Genomic DNA, 21,596 nt, shown 5'->3' with positions numbered 1-21,596 from the left:
TCCGTTCCGCCCAAGGGAGGGTGTGATGCCCGAGACGCTTCTTTACGCCATCGAAGTCACGCTGAACGGCCTGATGGCCGGGGTGCTCTATGCGCTGGTGGCCCTGGGCTTTGTGCTGATCTTCAAGGCCAGCGGTATCTTTAACTATGCGCAAGGGGTGCTGGCGCTGTTCGCGGCGCTGACGCTGGTGGGCATCCAGAACGGGCAGGTGCCCTTTGCCCATCTGATCAACGCGATCTTCGGCACGTCGATCCACCATTTCGGTTGGCATGTCCCGGCCGTTCTCGCCATCTTGCTGACAGCCCTCGTCATGGTCGGACTGGCCATTCTGGTCGAACGCTTCGTGCTCAAGCATCTGGTGAACCAGGAGCCGATCATCCTGTTCATGGCGACCATCGGCCTGGCCTATTTCCTGGAAGGTATGGGCGATGTGATGTGGGGCGCCGACATCAAGAAGCTGGACGTGGGCATTCCGCAAGGCATGTCGGGGGCCATCGACGATTTCACCTACAACGCCTTTGGCTATGGGTTCTTCATCGACCAGCTGGATATCGTGGCGACGGTGGTGGCGGTGATCCTTGTGGTCAGCCTGACGCTGTTCTCGCAGTATTCCAAACAGGGCCGGGCCCTGCGGGCCGTCGCGGATGATCACCAGGCCGCGCTGTCGGTCGGCATCTCGTTGCGGTTCATCTGGGTGCTGACCTGGTCGATCGCGGGCTTCGTCGCCCTTGTTGCGGGCATCATGTGGGGCTCCAAGTCCGGTGTGCAGTTCTCGCTCAGCCTGATCGCGCTCAAGGCGCTGCCGGTGCTGATGCTGGGCGGCTTTACCTCGATCCCCGGTGCCATTGTCGGCGGGCTGATCATCGGTGTGGGCGAGAAACTGTTCGAATTCTTCGCCGGCCCTCTGATCGGCGGCGCAACCGAGAACTGGTTCGCCTATGTGCTGGCCCTGATCTTCCTCGTGTTCCGCCCGCAGGGGCTGTTCGGCGAAAAGATCATCGAGCGGGTATGACCATGTCGGACGCACGCTTCACCCGAACCGGCCGCAGCGGGGGGTTTTCCACCCCCCGCACCCCCCGGAGGGTATTTCTGCAAGATGAAAAACAGGGCAATCGTCACATGCCGAATTCCGAATGCATGTTGACACCGCGTGTCTGCGGCGTTTCTACTCTGCGGCATACTGGCGCATCCCGCGCCGGACTCTGGGAGGGGTCGCGGAATGAAGAAGTTCTGGGCAATCGCCTGCACGCTGGGCTTCTCGGCCTTCTGGGTGTTCGGAGGGCTGTCGGTATTGGCCTTCATCGACGGGCATCCGCTGTTCGGTGCGGTGCTGGTGCTGGCGCTGCTGGGCCTTGGAGCGGGGATCTGGGCGCGGGTGCGGCTGGTCGCCCTGACGCAGGAACTGGCGCGCGGAGAGCGCGTGACGCAAGAGGAAACCGCGCACGCCTGACGGCCGGGGCGCGGCAAGATCAACATTTCAGGGCGCGCGATCCCATGCCGGGATCCGCGCCCTTTTGCGTGACCGTGGGGAGGGTCTGAGCGATGCTTTACCGTGAGGCAGGGGATTTCAAGGCCACCTACCGCGACGACAGCCAGACCTTTCCGATCCGGTTCGACCGGACCGGATATTATGTGCTGATGGCCGTCGCCTTTGGCGTGGTGCCGTTCCTGATCAATGACTACTGGGCAAACGCGGTATTCGTGCCGTTCCTGATCTATGCCATTGCGGCGCTGGGACTGAACATCCTGACCGGCTATTGCGGTCAGGTCTCGCTTGGGACGGGCGGGTTCATGGCGGTGGGGGCCTATGCCTGCTACAAGCTGATGACCGGCTTTCCGGATGTGAACATCTTTTTCCACGTCATGCTCGCAGGGGGCATCACCGCCATGGTGGGGGTGTTGTTCGGCCTGCCATCCTTGCGGATCAAGGGGTTCTATCTGGCGGTGGCGACCCTGGCGGCGCAGTTCTTTCTGGTGTGGTTGTTCAACAAGGTGCCGTGGTTCTACAACTACTCGGCCTCGGGGCAGATCAACGCGCCGGAACGTACGGTATTTGGCATCGCCGTTACTGGTGCGAACACGCCGGCCTGGGCCAAGTATCTGTTCTGTCTGGTGATCCTGTTCATTGTCGCCTGGATCGCGCGCAACCTGACGCGTGGGTCCATCGGTCGGCAGTGGATGGCGATCCGGGACATGGACATCGCGGCGGAGATCATCGGCGTGAACCCGCTGCGCAGCAAGCTGTCGGCCTTTGCGGTCTCGTCCTTCTTTATCGGGATCGCCGGGGCGCTGTTCTTTGCCGTCTATCTGGGGGCGGCCGAGGTGGGCGAGTCCTTCGGGATCAACAAGAGCTTTCTCGTGTTGTTCATGGTGATCATCGGCGGTCTGGGCAGCATCTTCGGCAGCTTTGCAGGGGCTGCGTTCCTGGTGCTGTTGCCGGTGTTTCTCAAGAACGTGCTGGTCGGAATGCTGGGCTGGCCGACGGATCTCGCGGCCCATATCGAGTTGATGATCATCGGCGCGCTGATCGTCACATTCCTGATCCTGGAGCCGCACGGGCTGGCGCAACTGTGGCGCGTGACCAAGGAAAAACTGAGACTCTGGCCCTTTCCGCACTAGGTCCGGGCCGAAGGGATGCCGGGACAACCGGCGATATTGCAACTGGGAGGATGCAGAATGAAACAGACCTTTACGATGCTGGCGGCGGCTGCGATTGCCGCGTCGGCAGCGGGGATGGCGCAGGCCGATCTGGTGGTGCCGAACCTGAGCTACCGCACGGGGCCGTTCGCCGCAGGTGGCATTCCCTATGCCGATGGTTTCAGCGACTATTTCACCCTGCTGAACGAACGCGATGGCGGCATCGGCGGCGAAAAGATCGTCGTGCCGGAATGCGAGACGGCCTATAACACCGAGAAGGGTGTCGAATGCTATGAATCGACCAAGGGTTCGGGCGCGCTGATCTACAACCCGCTGTCGACCGGCATCACCTATCAGCTGATCCCCAGGGTCACGGCCGACAAGATCCCGATGTATACCCCCGGCTATGGCCGGACCTCGGCGGCCAACGGCAAGGTGTTCGAATGGGTCTTCAACTACCCGGCGAACTACTGGGATGGCGCTTCGGTGGCGATCAAGTATCTGCTGCAGGAAAATGGCGGCGATCTGAACGGCAAGAAGGTTGCGCTGGTCTATCACAATTCTGCCTATGGCAAGGAACCGATCCGCACCCTGGAAGAACTGTCCAAGAAGCACGGCTTCACGCTCAGCCTGCTGCCCGTTGACAGCCCCGGACAGGAGCAGAAATCGCAGTGGTTGCAGATCCGCCGCGACAAGCCCGACTATGTGCTGATGTGGGGCTGGGGTGTCATGAATGCCGTGGCAATCCAGGAAGCGGCGAACATCCGGTTCCCGATGGAGAATTTCATCGGCATCTGGTGGTCGGGGTCGGAAAACGACGTGAACCCGGCGGGCGATGGGGCCAATGGCTACAAGGCGCTGACGTTCCACGGCGTGGGCATGGACTATCCGGTGTATGACGACCTGAAGACATATGTCTACGACGCGGGCAAGAAAGCCGGCGCAGGCGATCAGATCGGCAGCGCGGTCTATTCGCGTGGCATGTATGCCGCGATGGTCGTGGCAGAGGCGATCCGCACCACGCAAGCGGCGGTCGGAAGCTCCAAGATCACTCCGCCGCAGCTGCGTGACGGGATGGAAGCTCTGGCGCTGACCCCGGAGCGGCTGGCCGAGCTTGGCCTGCCGAATTTCGGCCAGCCCTTCCAGGCGACCTGTGCCGACCATGGCGGCCCCGGCGCGGCAATGATCAAGCAGTGGGATGCGTCGGCCAAGAAGTGGAACCTGATCACCGATTTCATCGAGCCCGATCACGATGTGCTCGATCCGTTGGTGCTTGAAGATTCCGCGGCCTATGCGGCCGAGAACAAGATCGCTGAACGCTGCAACTGATGCCACTTTCCCGGCCCGCATCCCGCGGGCCGGGAACCACGCCCAAGGGAAACCCTGCCATGCTGGATGCCGCACCCACCCGCGAGACCTTGCTGGAGGTCAACAACATCGAGGTGATCTACAACCACGTCATCCTGGTGCTGAAAGGGGTCAGCCTTTCCGTGCCCAAGGGCGCGATCACGGCGCTTCTGGGCGGCAACGGTGCTGGCAAGTCCACGACGCTCAAGGCGATTTCGGGCCTGTTGAAATCGGAACGCGGCGACGTGACCAAAGGGTCGATCCTCTATCGCGGCCAGAATATCGCCGAGGGCAACCCGGCCGATCTTGTGCGCATGGGCGTCATCCAGGTGATGGAGGGGCGACATTGCTTTGAACACCTGACGGTCGAGGAAAACCTGCTGACCGGCGCCTATACCCGCGCCAGCCGGGCCGATGTCGCCCGCGACCTGGAGATGGTCTATACCTATTTCCCCCGCTTGCGTGAACGACGCAAAAGCCAGGCTGGCTATACCTCGGGCGGCGAACAGCAGATGACCGCCATCGGCCGCGCCTTGATGAGCCGCCCCGAAACGATCCTGCTGGATGAACCCTCGATGGGACTTGCGCCGCAGTTGGTGGAGCAGATCTTCGAGATCGTGCGCGAAGTGAACGACAAGGAAGGTGTGACCTTTCTGTTGGCAGAGCAGAACACCAACGTGGCGCTGCGCTATGCCCACACGGGGTATATTCTGGAAAGCGGGCGCGTGGTGATGGAGGGGACGGCGCAAGATCTGCGCGAGAACCCTGATGTAAAGGAATTCTACCTGGGCATGTCGGACAAGGGGCGCAAAAGCTTCCGCGATGTGCGCAGCTATCGCCGCCGCAAACGCTGGCTGGCCTAAGGAGGAACGGGTCATGCCGTATTACGACGCCCTGGAAACCCGCAGCCAGGATGAACGCGAGGCGGATCAACTCGTCAGTCTGCGCGCCCAGCTTTCGCGTGCCGCCAAATGCCCGGCGGGTGCCGCCTTGCAGGGTGTGGCCCTGGCGTCGCTGGCCGAGCTGTCGTCGCTGCCGATCATGCGTAAATCGGCGTTGGTCGCGGGCCAGCAGGCGCAGCCGCCCTTTGGCGGTGTGGCCGCATCGAACGTGGCGCAGATCTTTCAGTCGCCTGGCCCGATCTATGAACCGGGGGGGCTGGGCTATGACTGGTGGCGCCTTGGCCGGTTTCTCTATGCCAGCGGGATCGGGGCGGCCGACATCGTGCAGAACTGCTTTTCGTACCATCTGGTGCCCGCCGGGATGATGTTCGACAATGCCGCCCGCGCGGTGGGCGCGACCGTTGTGCCGGCCGGAACGGGCCAGACCGAACTGCAGGTGCGCGCAGCGGCCGATATCGGAACGACGGCCTATGCCGGCACGCCGGACTTTCTCAAGGTCATCCTCGACAAGGCGGCCGAGATGGGGGTCGCGCTCAAACTGGCCAAGGCCGTGGTGGGCGGTGGTGCGCTGTTCCCGTCGCTGCGGCAGGAATATGCGGATCGCGGCATCACCTGCCGTCAGTGCTATGCTACGGCCGATCTGGGGAACATCGCCTATGAATCCGCCGCGATGGAAGGCATGATCCTTGACGAAGGGGTCATCGTCGAAATCGTCCGCCCCGGCACGGGCGATCCCGTGCCCTTGGGCGAGGTCGGCGAGGTCGTCGTCACCACCCTCAACCCGGACTATCCGTTGATCCGGTTTGCCACCGGCGATCTTTCGGCGCTGATGCCGGGCCAGTCGCCCTGCGGCCGCACCAATCTGCGGATCAGGGGCTGGATGGGTCGCGCGGACCAGACCACCAAGATCAAGGGCATGTTCGTCCGCCCCGAACAGGTTGCGGATTTTGTCGCCCGCCATGCCGAAGTCACACGCGCCAGAGTCATCGCCGACCGCGATGGCGAGATGGATGTGATGACGGTTCAGGTGGAAACCCGCGCCTCCAATCCCGCGCTCTATGAAGGGTCGGTGCTGGATGTGCTGAAGTTGAAGGGCCGGGTCGAACTGGTGCCGCCGGGCAGCCTGCCGAACGATGGCAAGGTGATCGAAGACCGCCGCAGCTACGGCTGAGGCGGCTCCGGCCTACCAGACTATCACGCGGTCTGGCGGGGCGGAATGTCTGGCCGCGCCTTTGCCTCGATCCAGATATGCTGGGGGAGTGGGCGTGGTGCACACCATGGGGGCGGATAGCCCCCCTTGGCTGCAATGAGGCCCGGTCTGCGGGTCAGGGATAGATCGCGACGGGCGTGCCAAGCCGTAGCATCGCGTAGATATCCTCGACCTCGCGGTCTGTCACCGCGATGCAGCCATCGGTCCAGTCGCGCCCGCGTCCACGCCCCATATGCTTGCCAGCCTGGCCGTGAATGAAAATGTCGCCGCCAGGTGACTTGCCCTGAGCCCGAGCAAAGGCCCGATCGGCAGGATTGGGATAGGAAATGCCGACGGACAGGTGAAAATTCGAATTCGGATTGCGGCGGTCGATGTAGTACAGCCCTTCGGGGGTCTTGCTGTCGCCTTCAAACTGTTTGTGCCCGACCGGCGCCGCCCCCAGCCCCACATCATATTGCTTGAGCACCTTGTCATGGTGCAGCAGGTACATCTTGCGAGCGCCCTTGTGGATCTCTACCCGCGTCACCTCGGGGCCGTTATACCTGCGGAACTTGGACGGGGCGCAGGCCGCCAGTCCCACCGCGATCGCGCCCAGTATCGCCTGTCGCCTGTTCCAGAATTGCATCGCTGCCTCTCAGACGCCGCTCTGTGGCGGCTGTCCTTTCGATTGGATCCATATCGCGCGCGGACCGGACGACACGAACCGGCCCCCGCGCTGTCCCTTTCCCTACCCCAGGCAGGGAAGGGCGGTCGCATCACAACGGCGTGTTGTCGCGGGCCGCCAGGCGTTTTTCGATCTCGACCAGCCGGGCGAGCACTTCCTCGCGGTAGGCATCGGTGCGGCTGTTTTCCTCTTGCGAATGGGCATCCTGCATCGAGTTCACGATCAGACCGACCAGCAGGTTGACCACCGCAAAGGTGGTCATCATGATGAAGGGCACAAAGAACGCCCAGGCATAGGGATGCACCTCCATCACCGGACGCACGATGCCCATGGACCAGCTTTCCAGCGTCATGATCTGGAACAGCGAATAGGCGGAATTGCCCAGATCGCCAAACCACTGTGGAAAGCTGCTGCTGAACAGCTTCGTCGCCATGACCGAGGCGATGTAGAAGATCAGCGCCATCAACAGGAAAACCGACGCCATGCCGGGCAAGGCGCTGACAAAGCCCTCGACCACACGTCTCAGACGTGGCGCCACGGACACCAGCCGCAGTGCCCGCAGGATGCGCAGGGCGCGCAGCACCGACAGCCCGCCCGCCGTGGGCATCAGCGAGATTCCGACGATCACGAAATCAAAGATGTTCCAGCCGTTGCGAAAGAACCGCCAGCCGCGCGCGTACATCTTGGCCAGCAGCTCCAGCACAAAGATTGCAAGGCACAGGCGGTCCAGCGTCACGATCAGCCCACCCGCCCGCGCCATCAGGGTGGCCGATGTTTCCGTGCCCAGTATGATCGCGTTGAACACGATCACTGCCATGATGGCGTTGCGGACAAGCGGGGTTTCCAGCCAGGCGTCAATCCGTTGGCGCGGCGTCATGCTCGGGGCTCCTGTGTGCGGGTTCAGGCGGCCATATGGGGCAAGGACAGCCGCGCCGCAAGCTCGACATGGGTCGACCAGCGGAACTGGTCCACCACCTGCACCCAATCCAGCCGATAGCCCGCATCGACGAGCGTTTTCGCATCACGCGCGAAGGTTGCCGGGTTGCACGACACCATGGCCAGCACCGGCACATGGGCGCGGGCCAGTTCGGCCACCTGTGCCTCGGCGCCCGCGCGGGGCGGGTCGATGACGGCGGCGTCAAAACGCAGCTCGTCGGGCAGCAGCGGGCGGCGGAACAGGTCGCGGGTTTCCACGCTGACCGCCTTCAGTCCCGGCGTGGCGCGGGCGCCTGCGGTCAGGGCGGTGGTCAGGGCGGCCTCGCCCTCGACGGCGTGAACCTCGGCCCGATCGGCCAATGGCAGGGCAAAGGTGCCGCAACCTGCGAACAGATCGACAATGCGCCGCGCCGGACCCACGGCATCGCGGACGGCAGCCAGCAGCGCGGCCTCGCCGTCTGCGGTCGCTTGCAGGAACGCGCCGGGGGGCAGGGGCACCCGCCCCCGACCCATGTCCACCACCGGCTGGGCGCGCAGGGCGACCACCTCGCCCTCCCATGTCAGGCGTGCCAGTCGATGCGTTTCCGCCAGACCTGCCAGGTCTTGCAACAGCGGCGCATCCAGTGGCTTGCCGCCCGTCACCGCGACATCGGGCCCTGACAGGGTGGCGGTCACGGTCAGCGACAGTTCGCCCTTGCGCGAAGCGCCTGTGCGGGTCAGCGCCTCCAGCCCCGGAAAAGCGGCGATCAGATCGGGGTGCAGCAACTGGCAACCGGGGACAGCGACCACCTGATCGGAACCGCGGATGTGAAAGCCCAAGGTCGCGCCCGCCTTGGTCCGCCGCCCTGACAGCGTCGCGCGCCGGCGGCTGTGCGGATGCGAGGTGAGGATAGGGCGGAACGCGGCCTCCAGCCCCTGAGCCTGCAACGCCTGTTGCACGACCCCCTGTTTCCAGTCGGCGACAAAGGCATCGTCAGCGTGCTGTAACGCGCATCCGCCGCAGGCACGCGCATGGGCGCAGGGCGGTCTTCGGCGATGGGCCGATGGCGTGACGATACGCGGCGTGCTCAGGCGGCTACCCTGTATCTCGCCCTCCACCACCTCGCCCGGCAAGACGCCGGGCACAAAGACCGGCCCGTCGGGGCCGCGCGCGATACCGTCGCCATGATGGCCCAGCCGTTCGATGGTCAGGGTCATTCCGCTGCATCCTCCAGCCCCAGGAACCCGCCCGATTGCCGCGCCCAGTACCGCGCATAGAGCCCGTCTGAAGTCAGCAGATCGGCATGGCTGCCCTGTTCGACAATCCGGCCCTGATCAAGCACGATGATACGGTCCATGGCGGCAATGGTGGACAGCCGATGGGCGATGGCCAGAACCGTCTTGCCCTGCATCACCCGATCCAGCGCATCCTGAATCTGCGCCTCGACCTCGGAATCCAGCGCGCTGGTTGCCTCGTCCAGCACCAGAATGGGGGCATCCTTCAGAAACGCGCGGGCAAGCGCGATGCGTTGCCGCTGCCCGCCCGACAGCTTGACGCCACGTTCGCCCAGATGGGCATCATAGCCGGTGCGCCCCTTGTGGTCTTTCAGCGTCAGGATGAACTCATGCGCCTCGGCGGCGCGGGCGGCGGCGATCACCTCGTCCTCGGTTGCGTCAGGCCGGCCGTAAAGGATGTTGTCGCGGGCAGAGCGGTTGAACATCGCGGTTTCCTGCGTGACCATGGCGATCTGGCGGCGCAAGGATTCCTGTGTCACCGCCGCCACGTCCTGGCCGTCGATCCGCACGGTGCCCGTTTCCGGGTCGTACAGCCGCAGCAGCAGTGCGACCAATGTGGACTTGCCCGCGCCCGACGCCCCGACGATACCCAGCCGTTCACCAGGGCGGATCGCCAGATCCAGCCCGCGCACGCCGCCCGTGGGGCCGCCATAGGTGAAGGTCACATGATCATAGCGCACCTCGCCCTTCACCCGGACAAGATCGGTGGCATCGGGGGAATCGGTCAATGCATGGGGCGGGGTCAGCGTGCGCATCGCATCCTCGACCTCGCCGACATTGGCGTAGATCCCCATCAGGGTAAAGCTGACCCAGCCGGTCATCTGGGCGATGCGGATGGCAATGGTGCCGGCTGCCGCAATATCGCCTGCAGTGGCCGCGCCATGCGTCCACAGCCATGTCGTTCCGCCGATCAGAACCACCGGCAACGCCCCGGCGAGGGTCATCAGCGTCAGCCGGAACCATGCTGAAACGATGCCGAAATCTATGGATTTCTCGCGGTAGAGCCCCATGGATTTCAGCGCGGCGCGGTCTTCGTGTTCAGAATGGGCGAACAGCTTGACCGTCTTGATATTGGTGATCGTATCGACGACCTGCCCGGTGATATTCGCCCGCGCCGCCGCCCGGCTGACAGAGGTCGCCCGGATGCGCGGCATGAAAAAGCGGATCAGCGCCAGATAGGCCACTAGCCACACCGCCAGTGCAAGGGCCATGCGGGCGTCGATATCCAGCAGAAACACCGCGGATCCGACGACAGAGGCCAGCGCAAAGACACCCGTGTTGATGCTTTCCGTGACCACCTCTGTGACAGCGCGGGCGGCCTGCATCTGTTTGGTGGCGATGCGCCCGGCGAAATCGTTGTCAAAGAAGGTGACGGCCTGCCCCATGGTCCAGCGGTGCAGGCGAGACAGGACCAGCGGCATGACATTCGGCCCGATCACCACCGAGTTCGCGGCGGAGGAGGCGGCAAAGATCAGCGGCCGGGCGACCAGATAAAACGCCAGGAACAGGCCGATCAGCCAAAGGTGATTGCCGAAGAACCCCTCGGGCGCTGTCCCGGCGGTTGCGTCGATCACCCGCCCCAGGATGGTGGCGGAAATGATCTCTGTCACCCCTGCCAGGGCAGAGACCACAGAGGCGATCAGCAGCGCCTTCCAGGAACCGCCAAGGCACCACATGAAGAACGCCCCCAGCCGTCGTGGCGGGGCGCCATCGGCGGGTTGAAACGGGGTTATCAGGTTGGACAGTTTCACGCTGCGCACTCCCGGTGCAGATCGTCCGGCGCGCGGACCCGCGCGTCCGATGTGGTGCGCAGGGGGTCATCCTGCCCGGCGGCATCGCGTGCCGGTGCGATGCCGTTGCCAGATGCCCCCGGATGCGCCTGCAACCACGATTGCCGCATGGCGCGGCGTGCCAGAGATCGGGGCGCCACCGTCATTCCGCCGCCTCGTCACCCAGGAACCCACCCGATTGCCGGGACCACAACCCGGCGTAGATCCCCCCTTTTGCCAGCAGTTGGGCATGGGTCCCGTCCTCGGCCACGCGGCCCTTGTCCAGCACCACGATGCGGTCCATCGCGGCGATGGTCGACAGCCGGTGCGCAATGGCGATCACGGTCTTGCCCTGCATCACGCGGTAGAGCGTATCCTGAATGGCCGCCTCGACCTCGCTATCCAGCGCACTTGTTGCCTCGTCCAGAACAAGAATGGGGGCATCCTTCAGGATCACCCGCGCCAGCGTGATCCGCTGCCGCTGTCCGCCCGAAAGCTTCACACCCCGCTCGCCGACATGGGCATCATAGCCGCTGCGCCCTTCGGGGTCTTCGAGGGTCAGGATGAAATCATGCGCCTCGGCGCGTTTGGCGGCCTCTATCATCTCGGCCTCGCTTGCATCGGGGCGACCATACAGGATGTTGTCCCGCACCGAACGGTGCAGGAGGCTGCTGTCCTGCTGCACCATGCCGATCTGGCGGCGCAGGCTGTCTTGGGTAACTTGCGCAATGTCCTGCCCGTCGATCAGGATCTGCCCGGCCTCGACGTCGTAGAACCGCAGCAACAGCTTGACCAGCGTGGTCTTGCCAGCACCCGAGCGCCCGACCAGACCGACCTTTTCGCCGGGGCGGATGGCCAGATCGACGCCTTGCAACCCGCCTGTATCGCGTCCGTAGTGGTGGCGCACATTCTGGTATTCGATCCGCCCTTCGCGCCAATCCAGCGCCTTGGCATCAGCCGTGTCCAGGACGGTGACGGGCTGTGTGATCGTCTCCATCCCTTCCGACACGGTTCCCAGCGCCTGCACCAATCCGGTGGTGGCCCACATCAGCCAGTAGGTCAGGTTGTTCAACCGCAGAACCAGCGCCGATGCCGCCGCGACGGCCCCAACGGTCGCCGCCCCCTGATACCACAGCAGCCCGGCCCATCCGATCACCGAAACGATCAGCAACCCGTTCAGGACTGTCAGCGTCACATCCATGCGGGTGATGATCCGCATTTCCTGCTGGAATTTCTGCCGCGCCGTTTCGATCGCATCCTTGGCATAGCTGATCTCGCGGTCATGGTGGGCGAACAGCTTGACGGAATGGATGTTGGTATAGGCATCGACGACGCGGCCCGTGATGGCGCTGCGGGCATCTGCGCTGGCTTTGGCGGCCGGGCCCGCATGTCGGATCGTCCAGCGTACCAGCAGCCCATAGGCGGCAAACCATGCCACAAGCGGCACCAGCAGGCGCGGGTCGGCATCGGCCAGCAGGATCCCCGCCCCCAGCACCGTGACAGAGCCGAAGGCCATGGCATCAAATGTCTGAAACACCGCATCGCCTGCGGCAGGCGGTGTCTGCATGATACGGTTGGCGATGCGCCCGGCAAAATCGCCCTCGAACCAGCCGACGGGCTGACGCAGCACATGCCGATGCGCCCGCCAGCGGATCATGGTGCCGAAGTTCGGCAGGATCGTGTTGTGCAGCAGGGCCGTTCCGGCGCCGGATACCAGCGGACGGATCAGCGCGATGATCAGCGCAACGATCACAAATTCCCAGCCATGCGAGGCCAGCACCTCGGTCGGCGTGCCAGCCGCCAGCAGGTCGACCAGACGACCGACATACCAGATCAGAACGATGTCACCGGATGCAACCAGCAGCGAGACGAATCCGGTGACCGCAAACACCCTGCGGAACGGCAGCACATACTGCCGCATGAACGGCCACAGCCCGCGTGGCGGGGCATCGACCTGTTGGTAAGACTGATAGGGATCTACGAGATTTTCAAAATACCGGAACATGCGCGCCTTCCTTGGATGCCCGATATAGGCCCGCAGCGCGAAAAGGGAAACCGCCCCGGAACAGGACGGCACCCTTTTACTTCAGCATGATCCGGTCGTGGCGATTAGATCGCCGACTGGATCCAGCTTTGCAGCGAGGCCTTGGGGGCTGCGCCAACCTTGTTCGACACGACCTCGCCGTCCTTGAACAGGAACAGGGCGGGAATGCCGCGCACGCCCAACTGGGCCGCCGCTTGCTGATCGCTGTCGACGTTGACCTTGACGATCTTTACCTTGCCTTCGAACTCTGCCGAAAGCTCCTCCAGAGCCGGGCCGATCTGGCGGCAGGGGCCGCACCATTCGGCCCAGAAATCCACCACAACGGGGATATCGGACTGGCGGACTTCGGCGTCGAAGGTGGCATCGGTGACGGGCACGGTGGCCATGACATATCTCCTGTCAGGAATATGAAGTTGCAAGCGAAGGTAAGAACCCCCGCCCGCCACGTCAAGGCAGGCCGGCACGGGTCAGGGCCTGCGACACGAGATCGTGGGGCAGGTGCATCAGCCGGCCACAGGATGTCCACAGCAGCGCAGTGTCGATGCGGCGGTCGGGGTAGATGGCTGCCAGCGCATGGGCATAGGCGCCCATCTGGCGCAGCAGCCCCTCGGGCACCTCGGCCGGGCTGTCGGGCACCGTGGCGTTGGATTTGAAATCCACCGCCAGCACATGGTCGGGCATAACCACCAGACGGTCGATCAGACCGGGCATCGGCCGTCCGTTCAAAAGGCTGGCAAATTCCACTTCGGCCAGCGTGCCGGGCGCGAACAGAAAGGCCAGATCGGGCGCCGTCAGGACGCCCTGCGCCTCGGCCAGCAAGGCGGGGTCCGCCTCCATCGCCTCTGCCAGTGCAGGCCAGTCGGTGGCTGCGTGGTCGGGCAGCACCTCCAGCAGCCGGTGCAGCAGGGTGCCGCGCGCCTTTGCCTCTGCCTCGGTCAGCGGGGACTCGCCCGGCAGTGCCTTTGGCCCGCCAAGGTCAGACGGTTTCAACGGTGCAGGCGCCTTGGTTACGGGCGCGGCGGGTGTAGCGGCCCAGCGAGGCAGCGCAGGCAGCGACGGCTGAACCGCCTGTTCGGGCGGGCCATCGACCGGCCAGTCGCTAAAGGCATGGCGCAGACCAGTCCCGGAGGGTGTTTCCAGCGGGACGGCATTCAGGCGTTGCAGCCCCGCGCGGATGCAGCTGTGCCAGCTTTCCGGCTTTTCCGTCTTGCCTGCCGCAGCAACGATCAGCCAGCTTTCGGCCCGCGTCATGGCAACATACAGCAGCCGCTGGTTTTCCTCGCGCCAGCGGCGCTGTCCGTTTTCCAGTGCCTCGGCCATCCGGGGTGGGGCCTGCTCTGCCGCCGTTTTCCACACGGGTGTGCCGTCCTCCAGCACCAATACCTCGCCGCCCTGCGCGGGGCGCCGGTCGCCGGTATCGGGCAGGATCACCACCGGCGCCTCCAGCCCCTTGGAGCCATGCACGGTCATCACCCGGATGCGGTTGCCCGCGCTGTCGGCCTGGCGCTTGACCTCGACATCGTCGGTGGACAGCCAGGTCAGAAAGCCGGTCAGGCTGGGTACCTCCATCCGTTCATAGGCCAGTGCCTGGCTGAGGAACTGGTCGATGCCATCCTCGGCCTCTGCCCCAAGGCGGGCGATCAGGCGGCGGCGGCCATCGTGACGGGTCAGGATGCGGTCGATCAGCTCGAACGGGCGCAGGAAATCGGCGCGGTTGCGCAGATCGTGCAGCACGGTCAAGGTTACGGCGTGATCATCGCGTTTTCGCAGGGTTTCCCACAGCCATTGCCGCCCGCGACCCTGCGCCAGGTCGTAAATCTGCTGTTCGTCCCAGCCGAACAGCGGCGATCGCAGCGCGGTTGCCAGCGACAGATCATCCTCGGGCGTTGCCAGAAACGCCAGGAGCGCGGCCAGATCCTTGACCGCGATTTCCGCCCCAAGCTTCAGCCGGTCGGCGCCCGCGATCGGCAACTCCGCGGCTTTGCAGGCGCGGATGACCTCGTGGAACAACGCGCTTCGGCGCTGCACAAGGATCAGCACATCGCCCGCCTGCATTGCCCGGCTGCCCCCGCCGGAAATCGGTATGCGCGTGCCTGCGGCCAGAAGTGCCTTGATCTGGGAGGCGATCCGTTCGGCCAGCACGACTTCGGGCGCGCGCGGGCTGGGCAGGTCCACCGGATCGAACCAGTCGCCGGGATCGGGGTCATCCTCGGCCTCGACCGCTGGCCAAAGATCGACGCGGCCCGGCATCGCGGCGCGAAAGGCGATATGCGATACCTGCCCAAGGCTGTCGAACGGGGCACAGGTGGCATCGACGGCGCCCAGAACGGCAGGCGAGGAGCGGAACGAATACTCCAGCGGATGCAGATGCAGCGCCGTTCCCATGGCCGCAAGCCGTTCGGTAAAATGCGTCTGCATCGCGTCGAATTTTTCCAGATCGGCACCCTGGAACGAATAGATCGACTGTTTCTTGTCCCCCACCACAAAGATCGTGCGCCCCTGATCGCGCGCGCCTTGCCCGGCGGTGAATTCCTGGGCCAGCAACTCGATCACCCGCCATTGATCGGGTCCGGTGTCCTGTGCCTCGTCGACAAGAATATGGTCGATCCCGCCATCCAGCCGGTACAACACCCATTGCGCCACCGACGAGACCGACAGCAGATCGCGCGCGCGCAGGATCAGATCGTCGAAATCCAGCCAGCCCCGCGCCTGCTTGCGCCGGTCGTACTCTGGCAGGAACGTGGCGGCAAAGTCATGCAGCACGCAGGACCGCTCCAGCGACTCCAGCGCCAGACGGCGGGGGCGGGCGGATTCCACCCGCGCCATCAGATTTTCCAGCGGTGTGATCAGATCGCCCAGCTTGCCGCGCGTCGCCTTAGTCGGAAAGGCCCCGATCTTGGCAGAAAACGGTTCCTTGGCGCTGCTTCCGGTCAGCAGGACGGATTCCAGCCCCGCCAGATCGCGCAGACCGGCGCGGAGGAGATCCAGCGCCTTGATGCGCTGCGCGGCCTTGCTGTCGGTTGTGCTGCCGGCTGCCAGCAATGCGGCGACCTGCGTCAACCATTCGGCCTCGCCCCCCAGAAAGACATCGGCCAGCAGGCGCTGTGGTGTATCGTCGGCGGCCAGCCCAAGCGCCGTCGCCAGCGTTGCGCGCGTCTGACCCGCAAAGCGCGCCCGGTTGCGCGCGACTTCGGCGGCCAGACGCAGGAAATCCTCGCCGGTATAGTGCCGCGCCAGCCGCGCGATGATCTGCGGGGCCAGCCGTTCGGCCATATCTTCGACGATCTCGGCGCGCAACAGGTCGGCGGAGCGGTCGTCCATTTCGGAGAACCCCGGCGAGACCTGCGCCTCAAGTGGAAAGCGCCGCAGGAGCGAGGCGCAAAAGCTGTGGATCGTCTGGATTTTCAGCCCGCCGGGCGTTTCGATGGCGCGGGCGAACAGGCGCCGCGCGGCGGCCAACGTATCGGCATCGGGCGCCGCGGTCAGTCCCAGTCCGGCCAGCGCGTCGCGCAAGGCGGGCTCGGGCATCATCGCCCATTCGCCAAGGCGGCGGAACAGCCGGTTCTGCATCTCGGCGGCGGCCGCCTTGGTATAGGTCAGACACAGGATCCGCTGTGGTTCAGTGCCCGACAGCAGCAGGCGGGCCACGCGGTCGGTCAGCACCTTGGTCTTGCCCGATCCTGCATTGGCCGAAGTCCAGACCGAATGCGACGGATCCGCGGCCATCTGTTGTACCGCAGAGGCGGAAAGGGTCATGTGGCGCCTCTCTTCGTCACGACAATCCGGAGTGCACTGTCCGCCATCGTCCATTCGCCATATCGCGACAACAGATCGTAATCGCTGCCAAAGGCATGTTTGTGCATGGCCCGTCGGGCGGCAAAGCCGGTTGCCGGATCCAGATAGGTTCCGATCAGCTTCACCAGCCCCGCCCAGGATTTGTCGAGGTTCGCCTCGCTGACATCCACCGGCTCGGCCTTCGGGGTTGATCCAAGTCCCACATAGGTGGCCGCCGCAACCTCGGCCACGCCGATGCGGTCAAAGCCGCCCAGCCGCGCCATGGCGGCTTGCAGGACCAGTTGCTGATTGAAATATTGCTGCTGTTTCTGGCTGGGGGGGCTGCCGGTCTTGTAATCGTACAGATGCAGGCTCCCGTCCGGCAGCCGGTCGATGCGGTCGGGGCGGGCGGTCAGGCGAAAGCCGGTTGGCCCCACGGCGACTCCGCCCGCACTTTCCAGCAGGACAGGCGTGCCGGCATGATCCGCCTCGAAGGCCAGAAACCAGTCCGCGACACGCGCTATGCGTTGACGCCACAGGATGCGGGCGGCAGGCCATGGCACCTCGTCCGCCAGCACGGTATCGGCGGCGGCCAACAGGCCCCCCACCGTCCGATCCCCCGCGCGGGCAAAGACCTCCATGACCTTGTGCAGGACCGAGCCGCGCAGGCGGGCATCCGGTTCCGCCCGCAGCGGGTCCAGCGGCCGCAGCCGCAGAATTTCGCGCGCGTAGATGGCATAGGGATCGCGGATCAGGGTTTCGATCCCTGTGACGGGCAGTTCGCGCGGACGCGCATCGACTGGTGGCGCCGGAGAGGGACGCGGCGCTCGCGGGATCTCGGCGTCCGGGCGTTCCAGCGCCCGCGCCATTTCCAGCCAGCCCTTGCCGCGGTCCCGCATCGCGGCCAGCGCCTGAGGGCCATGGCGATCGGGCAGGCCCTGCATCAGGTTGGTCAGCCGGTTCAGCCAGCGGGAGGGCACGCTTTCCGCCTCGTCACTGCGGGCGGCGCGGGTCAGGATAACTTCGGGCGCGGCGATCGCCTGCTGAAAGTCATGTGCGGACAGGCCGATGCGGCGTTCGGGCAGCAGCAACCCTGCCTTGAGCCGCATCTGCCGGTTCAGCCAGGGATCCGGCGGCGGCAACTGCGGCCAGGATCCGTCGTTCAAGCCCCCCATGATGACCAGATCAGAGTCCAGTTCGCGCGCCTCGCGGCTGCCCTGAATACGGATCAGCGGATGCGGTGTCAGAACATCGCGCACCTCTTGCCCGGCGATGACGGCATCGAACAGGGCGGCGTAGTCATGTGGCGCCAACTCGCCCCCGTGGGCGGCCTCGAATTCCAGCGCGCCAAAGGCGGCCAGCGCCACCTCGCCGGGGTTCTCCAGCCAAAGCTCGCCGCTGCCTGGCACGACACCCGCCGCAAGCCGCTCGGCAACGGCGCGGTGATGCGCCAGATGCGCGGTCAGGGGGCGGGTGCCCGCCTGTTCCAGCCCCGCGATGCATTCGGCCAGCCAGTTCCCCCAGTCGGCAGCCTGATGGGCCGCCCCCCAGCCGCGCAGAAATCCGGGGTCTGGAAAGGCTGGTCCCCTGCGGCGCAGATGCAGTTCCAGATCGCGGGTCAGCCGCAGATGTTCACCGCGATCCGCCCCGGTATGCACCAGCGGATGTTTCAGCATGGCCAGCAGCCGGTCGCCGGTGAGGCGCTGCCCGAACAACCCCGCGATCTGGCGCAACAGGCGGCCCGGTGGCGACAGGGCCAGCGGGCGGCCTGCGCTGTCATCGGGGACGATGCCCCAACGATCCAGCGCCACTGTGACCTGGCGGGCAAGGTCGCGGTCGGGCGTGACCAGGGCGGCGGGGCGATGGTCCTCTGCGGCTTGGCGCAGGATCAGCGCAATGGCCAGCGCCTCGGCACGCGGGCTGGGCGCCTCGATCAGCGTCATCTGCGCCGTCGCCTCGCGCAGGTCGGGCATGGCGGCGCCTTCGGACAGCCATTGGTCGGTGACGGGTGCCGGGCGCAACGCGAGCGATACCAGAGTGTTCCGCCCAGGTGATGGCGGCGGCAGATCCGTCCATCGGGCGATGCGGTCGGGCGTTTCGCCCAGCAGGTCCAGCAGGCGCCGGGTGCGGTATTGCGGGTGATCCTCCGATGTCAGGGCGTTGTCCAGCCGGTTCCACAGCGCCAGCGGCATGTCGAAATCATGCCCTGGCAGAACCAGGGCGCCCTGCGGCAGTGCGGCCACAGCCTGCATCATCAGCGCCGTCGCCCCCCGCGATCCGGTCGAGCCTGCGATGATCACCGGCCCTTGTGGCGGGTGGTCCGCCCAGATCGCCGTCAGCCGCGCGGCAACCATCCGGCGGCGCGTCTCTGCCTGCGGGCTTGCATCGGGGCCGAAGAATGGCGCGACGATGCCCAGAAACCGCTGCGTACGTGCCCAGTGCAGCGAGTGGTCCGACACATCAAGGCCCGCGACAGCCTCGGGGGGGACGCCTTCGCCGGCCATCTCGTCGATCAATCCTGCCAGGCTGTCCGCCAGATCATAGAGCGCCGAACGCGGCGCCAGGTCGGGCTCGGCGTCCAGAAGCCGGGCGATCAACTGGGTCAGTTGCAACCGGCGGCGCAAGCCGGGTTCCGGCGGTGGCAGGCCGGGCAAGGGCAGCGCCTCGGCCAGGTCCGTCACAAGCCGGACGCGCGGCAACAACTCATGCGCGCCGAACTGCGCCTTGACCCGGCTTCGCATCCGCGACGAGTTTACCCACAGGGTGGCCCGCGCCATCGCCTCTGGCGGCTGCCCCGCCAGCCGTTCGCGCAGCCCGGCGACCAGCGCCGCGCCGAAATCGAGACCCGGCGGGATGCCGAACAGGCGAGATGGCTCAGTCATGGCGCAGCCTCGCGCAACATGGCCTCGGCCTCGGCGATGCCTTCGGGGCGACCGACGTCACACCATAGGCCGGGGTGAAGGGTGCCGAATGCGCGCCCCTGTGCGATCAGCGCATCCCACTGACGGTTCAGGGAAAAGACGGGCTCTGCAATCTGATCAAGTCCGGCAGGATCGAGGATCTGGGCGCCCAGATAGACCATGTCGCCACCGCGCAGGATGCGGCCATCCGGGCTCAGGGTGAAGTCGCCCCGCGCCCCGTGCCCCCGTGTCCGGCTCACAGGGGCCAGCAACAGCAGGGCCCCCATATCAGCCTTCCATGCCGTGGCAAGCGTCTCCAGCGGGTTCGGCCCGGTCCAGACGGCATCGGTGTTCAACGTAAAGACCGGGCCAGCCCCAAGCAGCGGCAGGGCGGCCCGCAAACCGCCCCCGGTTTCCAGGATATGCGGCTGTTCCTCGCTGAACAGGATGTCGCGCCCGCTCAGGTGGCGGCGAATCTGGTCGCCGCGATAGTGCAGATTGGCCACGACACGGCCAATGCCTGCCGCATCCGCCAGCGCCAGCGCATGGTCGATCAGCGGGCGGCCCGCCACGGCGATCAGCGGCTTGGGCCGGTCGGCTGTCATCGCGCCCATCCGGGTGCCGAAGCCGGCGGCAAACAACATCAGGGCGTCTGGACGGTTCCGCACAGCTCGATGATCCTTTGCAGGGCGTCAGGGGAAGGTTCGGGCAGGGCCGCTGCCGCGCGCACCCCCCCCAAGGCCGGATGTGCGAGATCATGTTGCAGATGCGCCCAGACCCTGGGGATAAGCCGGACATATCCCGGCTTGCCGAAATGCAGCGACAGCCGGGTGAACCCGCCAAGAATGCGCAGATTGCGCTGCGCCCCCAGGACAGCACAGGCCGTTGCCGTGCGTTCGGGGTCGGCGCCGGTCACGCGGGCGAAATGGGCGATCATCTGGTCGGCCAGATCGCGCGGCACATCGCGCCTGGCATCTTGCAGCAACGAGATCAGGTCATATTCCGGCTGGCCCATCGACCCCATCTGGAAATCCAGCAGGCCGACCTGCGCAGGGCCGCTACGCCGGGGCAACCACAGCAGGTTTTCGGCATGATAATCGCGCAGCACCAGCACCGGGCGCGCGGTGCAATGCGCGGCCATCGCCTGTGCCATGGCCTCTGTCAGGGCGTCTGCCTGGTGTGGTCGGCCGGTGACTGCGCTTGCGTACCATGTCAGGGCCAGCCCGGCGGCGGCGGCCATGAATTCCGGCGTATGGGCCGACAGACCGTCCGGGGGCGGTGCGGCATGGATGGTGGCGAGAATGTCGACAGCCGCAGTGTAAAGCCGCCGTTCCAGCGCCGGTTCCCTGTCAAGCACGCGGGCGAACAGATCGTCGCCCAGATCCTCCAGCAACAGGAAGCCGTGTGCTGCATCTTGGGCAAGGATCCGAGGGGCCGACAGACCCAGCGCGTGCAGGTGGTGCGCCATGGCGACAAAGGGGCGTATATCCTCGCCCCGTTCGGGCGGCGCATCCATCAGAACGGCGGTTTCCGTTCCGCGTGCAAGCCGGTCGTAGCTGCGGGGCGAGGCATCGCCGGCCAGGAAGCTGCGCGCAGCCAAGCCCCAGCCCGCTTTGGCGACAAACTTGTCGGAAAGGGTCTTGCGGTCACTCATGTGGGGGGCGGCGCTCCAAGCGCGGAGAGGCGTGCGGACGGGCCGGTAAGCGTCGCGCGACGGCCTTCGCCACGCGGGGTCAAGGTCAGGGTCAGCGCCTGTGGTGGGGTCAGGCTGCCCAGCCGGTCGGGCCATTCGATCAGGCACAGCGCGGTGTCGAATGCCTCGTCCAGGCCGAGTTCGAGCACGTCTTGCGGATGCGACAGCCGGTATAGGTCGGCATGCCAGATCTCGCCGCCCTGAGTGTCATAGACCTGCACCAGCGTGAAGGTGGGCGACGGCACATCTTCCATCGTGCCATCGGCCGCCAGCCGGTGCTGGATCAGCGTGCGGGCCAGATGGGTTTTCCCGGCGCCGATCGGCCCTTGCAGCAACAGCACATCCCCAGGCCCCAGATGGTCCGCAAGCCAGCGCGCCACGGCCTCTGTCGCGGCGGGGTCTGGCAGATCGAGGGTTATGGCGGGGCGGTCGGCGGTCATGGGGC

The 21,596-nt window shown here is 65.6% G+C and carries 18 protein-coding genes; 6 read left to right on the top strand and 12 right to left on the bottom strand.

Annotation, left to right across the window (positions count from 1 at the left end):
- Positions 1–25: 25 nt before the first annotated feature.
- The 6 genes from BW970_RS08065 to BW970_RS08040 all read left to right on the top strand — a co-directional run bounded on the left by BW970_RS08065 (position 26) and on the right by BW970_RS08040 (position 6,057).
- A complete protein-coding gene (locus BW970_RS08065) occupies positions 26–1,012 on the top strand; it encodes a branched-chain amino acid ABC transporter permease (protein WP_076529874.1) in 987 nt (328 codons plus the stop codon).
- Between the two features lie 207 nt (positions 1,013–1,219).
- Complete coding sequence (locus BW970_RS08060; protein ID WP_076529873.1) at positions 1,220–1,450, top strand: hypothetical protein; 231 nt, start codon at positions 1,220–1,222, stop codon at positions 1,448–1,450.
- Between the two features lie 92 nt (positions 1,451–1,542).
- Positions 1,543–2,619 (top strand): branched-chain amino acid ABC transporter permease, encoded by a 1,077-nt coding sequence (locus tag BW970_RS08055; RefSeq protein WP_076529872.1) that lies wholly within the window; start codon positions 1,543–1,545, stop codon positions 2,617–2,619.
- Between the two features lie 57 nt (positions 2,620–2,676).
- The gene (locus tag BW970_RS08050; protein ID WP_076529871.1) at positions 2,677–3,966 is read left to right on the top strand and encodes an ABC transporter substrate-binding protein; all 1,290 of its coding nucleotides are present in this window, start codon (positions 2,677–2,679) and stop codon (positions 3,964–3,966) included.
- Between the two features lie 59 nt (positions 3,967–4,025).
- Positions 4,026–4,847 (top strand): ABC transporter ATP-binding protein, encoded by an 822-nt coding sequence (locus BW970_RS08045; RefSeq protein ID WP_076529870.1) that lies wholly within the window; start codon positions 4,026–4,028, stop codon positions 4,845–4,847.
- A 13-nt stretch (positions 4,848–4,860) separates the two neighbouring features.
- Entirely contained in the window at positions 4,861–6,057 is a 1,197-nt protein-coding gene (locus BW970_RS08040; protein ID WP_076529869.1) for a phenylacetate--CoA ligase family protein, read from the top strand.
- A 154-nt stretch (positions 6,058–6,211) separates the two neighbouring features.
- On the opposite strand, the gene BW970_RS08035 is transcribed toward BW970_RS08040, so the two are convergent.
- The 12 genes from BW970_RS08035 to tsaE all read right to left on the bottom strand — a co-directional run bounded on the left by BW970_RS08035 (position 6,212) and on the right by tsaE (position 21,591).
- Positions 6,212–6,721, bottom strand: coding sequence for a L,D-transpeptidase family protein (locus BW970_RS08035; protein ID WP_076529868.1), 510 nt, complete (start codon positions 6,719–6,721; stop codon positions 6,212–6,214).
- Positions 6,722–6,851: 130 nt separating this feature from the next.
- Complete coding sequence (locus BW970_RS08030) at positions 6,852–7,637, bottom strand: ion transporter (protein WP_076529867.1); 786 nt, start codon at positions 7,635–7,637, stop codon at positions 6,852–6,854.
- 23 nt (positions 7,638–7,660) lie between these two features.
- Positions 7,661–8,893, bottom strand: a complete 1,233-nt coding sequence (locus BW970_RS08025; RefSeq protein ID WP_076529866.1) for a class I SAM-dependent RNA methyltransferase — start codon at positions 8,891–8,893, stop codon at positions 7,661–7,663.
- On the bottom strand, positions 8,890–10,731 hold the full coding sequence (locus tag BW970_RS08020; protein ID WP_076529865.1) for an ABC transporter ATP-binding protein: 1,842 nt from the start codon (positions 10,729–10,731) through the stop codon (positions 8,890–8,892). Before BW970_RS08020 ends, BW970_RS08025 begins: the two co-directional genes overlap by 4 nt.
- Positions 10,719–10,907 (bottom strand): hypothetical protein, encoded by a 189-nt coding sequence (locus BW970_RS20535; RefSeq protein ID WP_144038902.1) that lies wholly within the window; start codon positions 10,905–10,907, stop codon positions 10,719–10,721. The genes BW970_RS08020 and BW970_RS20535 overlap by 13 nt, the downstream gene beginning before the upstream one ends.
- Positions 10,904–12,745 carry an ABC transporter ATP-binding protein gene (locus BW970_RS08015; protein ID WP_076529864.1) on the bottom strand — a complete coding sequence of 614 codons (1,842 nt, stop codon included), beginning with the start codon at positions 12,743–12,745 and terminating at the stop codon, positions 10,904–10,906. Before BW970_RS08015 ends, BW970_RS20535 begins: the two co-directional genes overlap by 4 nt.
- Before the next feature lie 104 nt (positions 12,746–12,849).
- Complete coding sequence (gene trxA / locus BW970_RS08010; protein WP_076529863.1) at positions 12,850–13,170, bottom strand: thioredoxin; 321 nt, start codon at positions 13,168–13,170, stop codon at positions 12,850–12,852.
- A gap of 61 nt (positions 13,171–13,231) precedes the next feature.
- A complete protein-coding gene (addA, locus tag BW970_RS08005) occupies positions 13,232–16,540 on the bottom strand; it encodes a double-strand break repair helicase AddA (RefSeq protein ID WP_076529862.1) in 3,309 nt (1,102 codons plus the stop codon).
- A complete protein-coding gene (gene addB / locus BW970_RS08000; protein ID WP_076529861.1) occupies positions 16,537–19,440 on the bottom strand; it encodes a double-strand break repair protein AddB in 2,904 nt (967 codons plus the stop codon). The genes addA and addB overlap by 4 nt, the downstream gene beginning before the upstream one ends.
- Positions 19,437–20,102, bottom strand: a complete 666-nt coding sequence (locus BW970_RS07995; protein ID WP_076529860.1) for a nucleotidyltransferase family protein — start codon at positions 20,100–20,102, stop codon at positions 19,437–19,439. Before BW970_RS07995 ends, addB begins: the two co-directional genes overlap by 4 nt.
- Entirely contained in the window at positions 20,102–21,112 is a 1,011-nt protein-coding gene (locus BW970_RS07990) for an aminoglycoside phosphotransferase family protein (RefSeq protein ID WP_076529859.1), read from the bottom strand. The genes BW970_RS07995 and BW970_RS07990 overlap by 1 nt, the downstream gene beginning before the upstream one ends.
- Positions 21,109–21,591 (bottom strand): tRNA (adenosine(37)-N6)-threonylcarbamoyltransferase complex ATPase subunit type 1 TsaE, encoded by a 483-nt coding sequence (gene tsaE, locus BW970_RS07985; protein ID WP_083701167.1) that lies wholly within the window; start codon positions 21,589–21,591, stop codon positions 21,109–21,111. The genes BW970_RS07990 and tsaE overlap by 4 nt, the downstream gene beginning before the upstream one ends.
- Between the last annotated feature and the right edge of the window lie 5 nt (positions 21,592–21,596).

It is taken from the genome of Gemmobacter megaterium, from assembly GCF_900156815.1.
Lineage (GTDB): Bacteria > Pseudomonadota > Alphaproteobacteria > Rhodobacterales > Rhodobacteraceae > Wagnerdoeblera > Wagnerdoeblera megaterium.
This window is presented reverse-complemented; position numbering and strand designations above follow the sequence as displayed.

What these genes read in the sequence shown, in the direction of transcription:
- BW970_RS08025 (WP_076529866.1), bottom strand. Translation starts at nt 8,893, where the DNA reads ATGACCCTGACCATCGAACGGCTGGGCCATCATGGCGACGGTATCGCG.
- BW970_RS08040 (WP_076529869.1), top strand. Translation starts at nt 4,861, where the DNA reads ATGCCGTATTACGACGCCCTGGAAACCCGCAGCCAGGATGAACGCGAG.
- BW970_RS08030 (WP_076529867.1), bottom strand. Translation starts at nt 7,637, where the DNA reads ATGACGCCGCGCCAACGGATTGACGCCTGGCTGGAAACCCCGCTTGTC.
- BW970_RS08045 (WP_076529870.1), top strand. Translation starts at nt 4,026, where the DNA reads ATGCTGGATGCCGCACCCACCCGCGAGACCTTGCTGGAGGTCAACAAC.
- tsaE (WP_083701167.1), bottom strand. Translation starts at nt 21,591, where the DNA reads ATGACCGCCGACCGCCCCGCCATAACCCTCGATCTGCCAGACCCCGCC.
- BW970_RS08050 (WP_076529871.1), top strand. Translation starts at nt 2,677, where the DNA reads ATGAAACAGACCTTTACGATGCTGGCGGCGGCTGCGATTGCCGCGTCG.
- BW970_RS08060 (WP_076529873.1), top strand. Translation starts at nt 1,220, where the DNA reads ATGAAGAAGTTCTGGGCAATCGCCTGCACGCTGGGCTTCTCGGCCTTC.
- BW970_RS08065 (WP_076529874.1), top strand. Translation starts at nt 26, where the DNA reads ATGCCCGAGACGCTTCTTTACGCCATCGAAGTCACGCTGAACGGCCTG.
- addA (WP_076529862.1), bottom strand. Translation starts at nt 16,540, where the DNA reads ATGACCCTTTCCGCCTCTGCGGTACAACAGATGGCCGCGGATCCGTCG.
- BW970_RS07995 (WP_076529860.1), bottom strand. Translation starts at nt 20,102, where the DNA reads ATGTTGTTTGCCGCCGGCTTCGGCACCCGGATGGGCGCGATGACAGCC.
- trxA (WP_076529863.1), bottom strand. Translation starts at nt 13,170, where the DNA reads ATGGCCACCGTGCCCGTCACCGATGCCACCTTCGACGCCGAAGTCCGC.
- BW970_RS08055 (WP_076529872.1), top strand. Translation starts at nt 1,543, where the DNA reads ATGCTTTACCGTGAGGCAGGGGATTTCAAGGCCACCTACCGCGACGAC.
- addB (WP_076529861.1), bottom strand. Translation starts at nt 19,440, where the DNA reads ATGACTGAGCCATCTCGCCTGTTCGGCATCCCGCCGGGTCTCGATTTC.
- BW970_RS07990 (WP_076529859.1), bottom strand. Translation starts at nt 21,112, where the DNA reads ATGAGTGACCGCAAGACCCTTTCCGACAAGTTTGTCGCCAAAGCGGGC.
- BW970_RS20535 (WP_144038902.1), bottom strand. Translation starts at nt 10,907, where the DNA reads ATGACGGTGGCGCCCCGATCTCTGGCACGCCGCGCCATGCGGCAATCG.
- BW970_RS08015 (WP_076529864.1), bottom strand. Translation starts at nt 12,745, where the DNA reads ATGTTCCGGTATTTTGAAAATCTCGTAGATCCCTATCAGTCTTACCAA.
- BW970_RS08035 (WP_076529868.1), bottom strand. Translation starts at nt 6,721, where the DNA reads ATGCAATTCTGGAACAGGCGACAGGCGATACTGGGCGCGATCGCGGTG.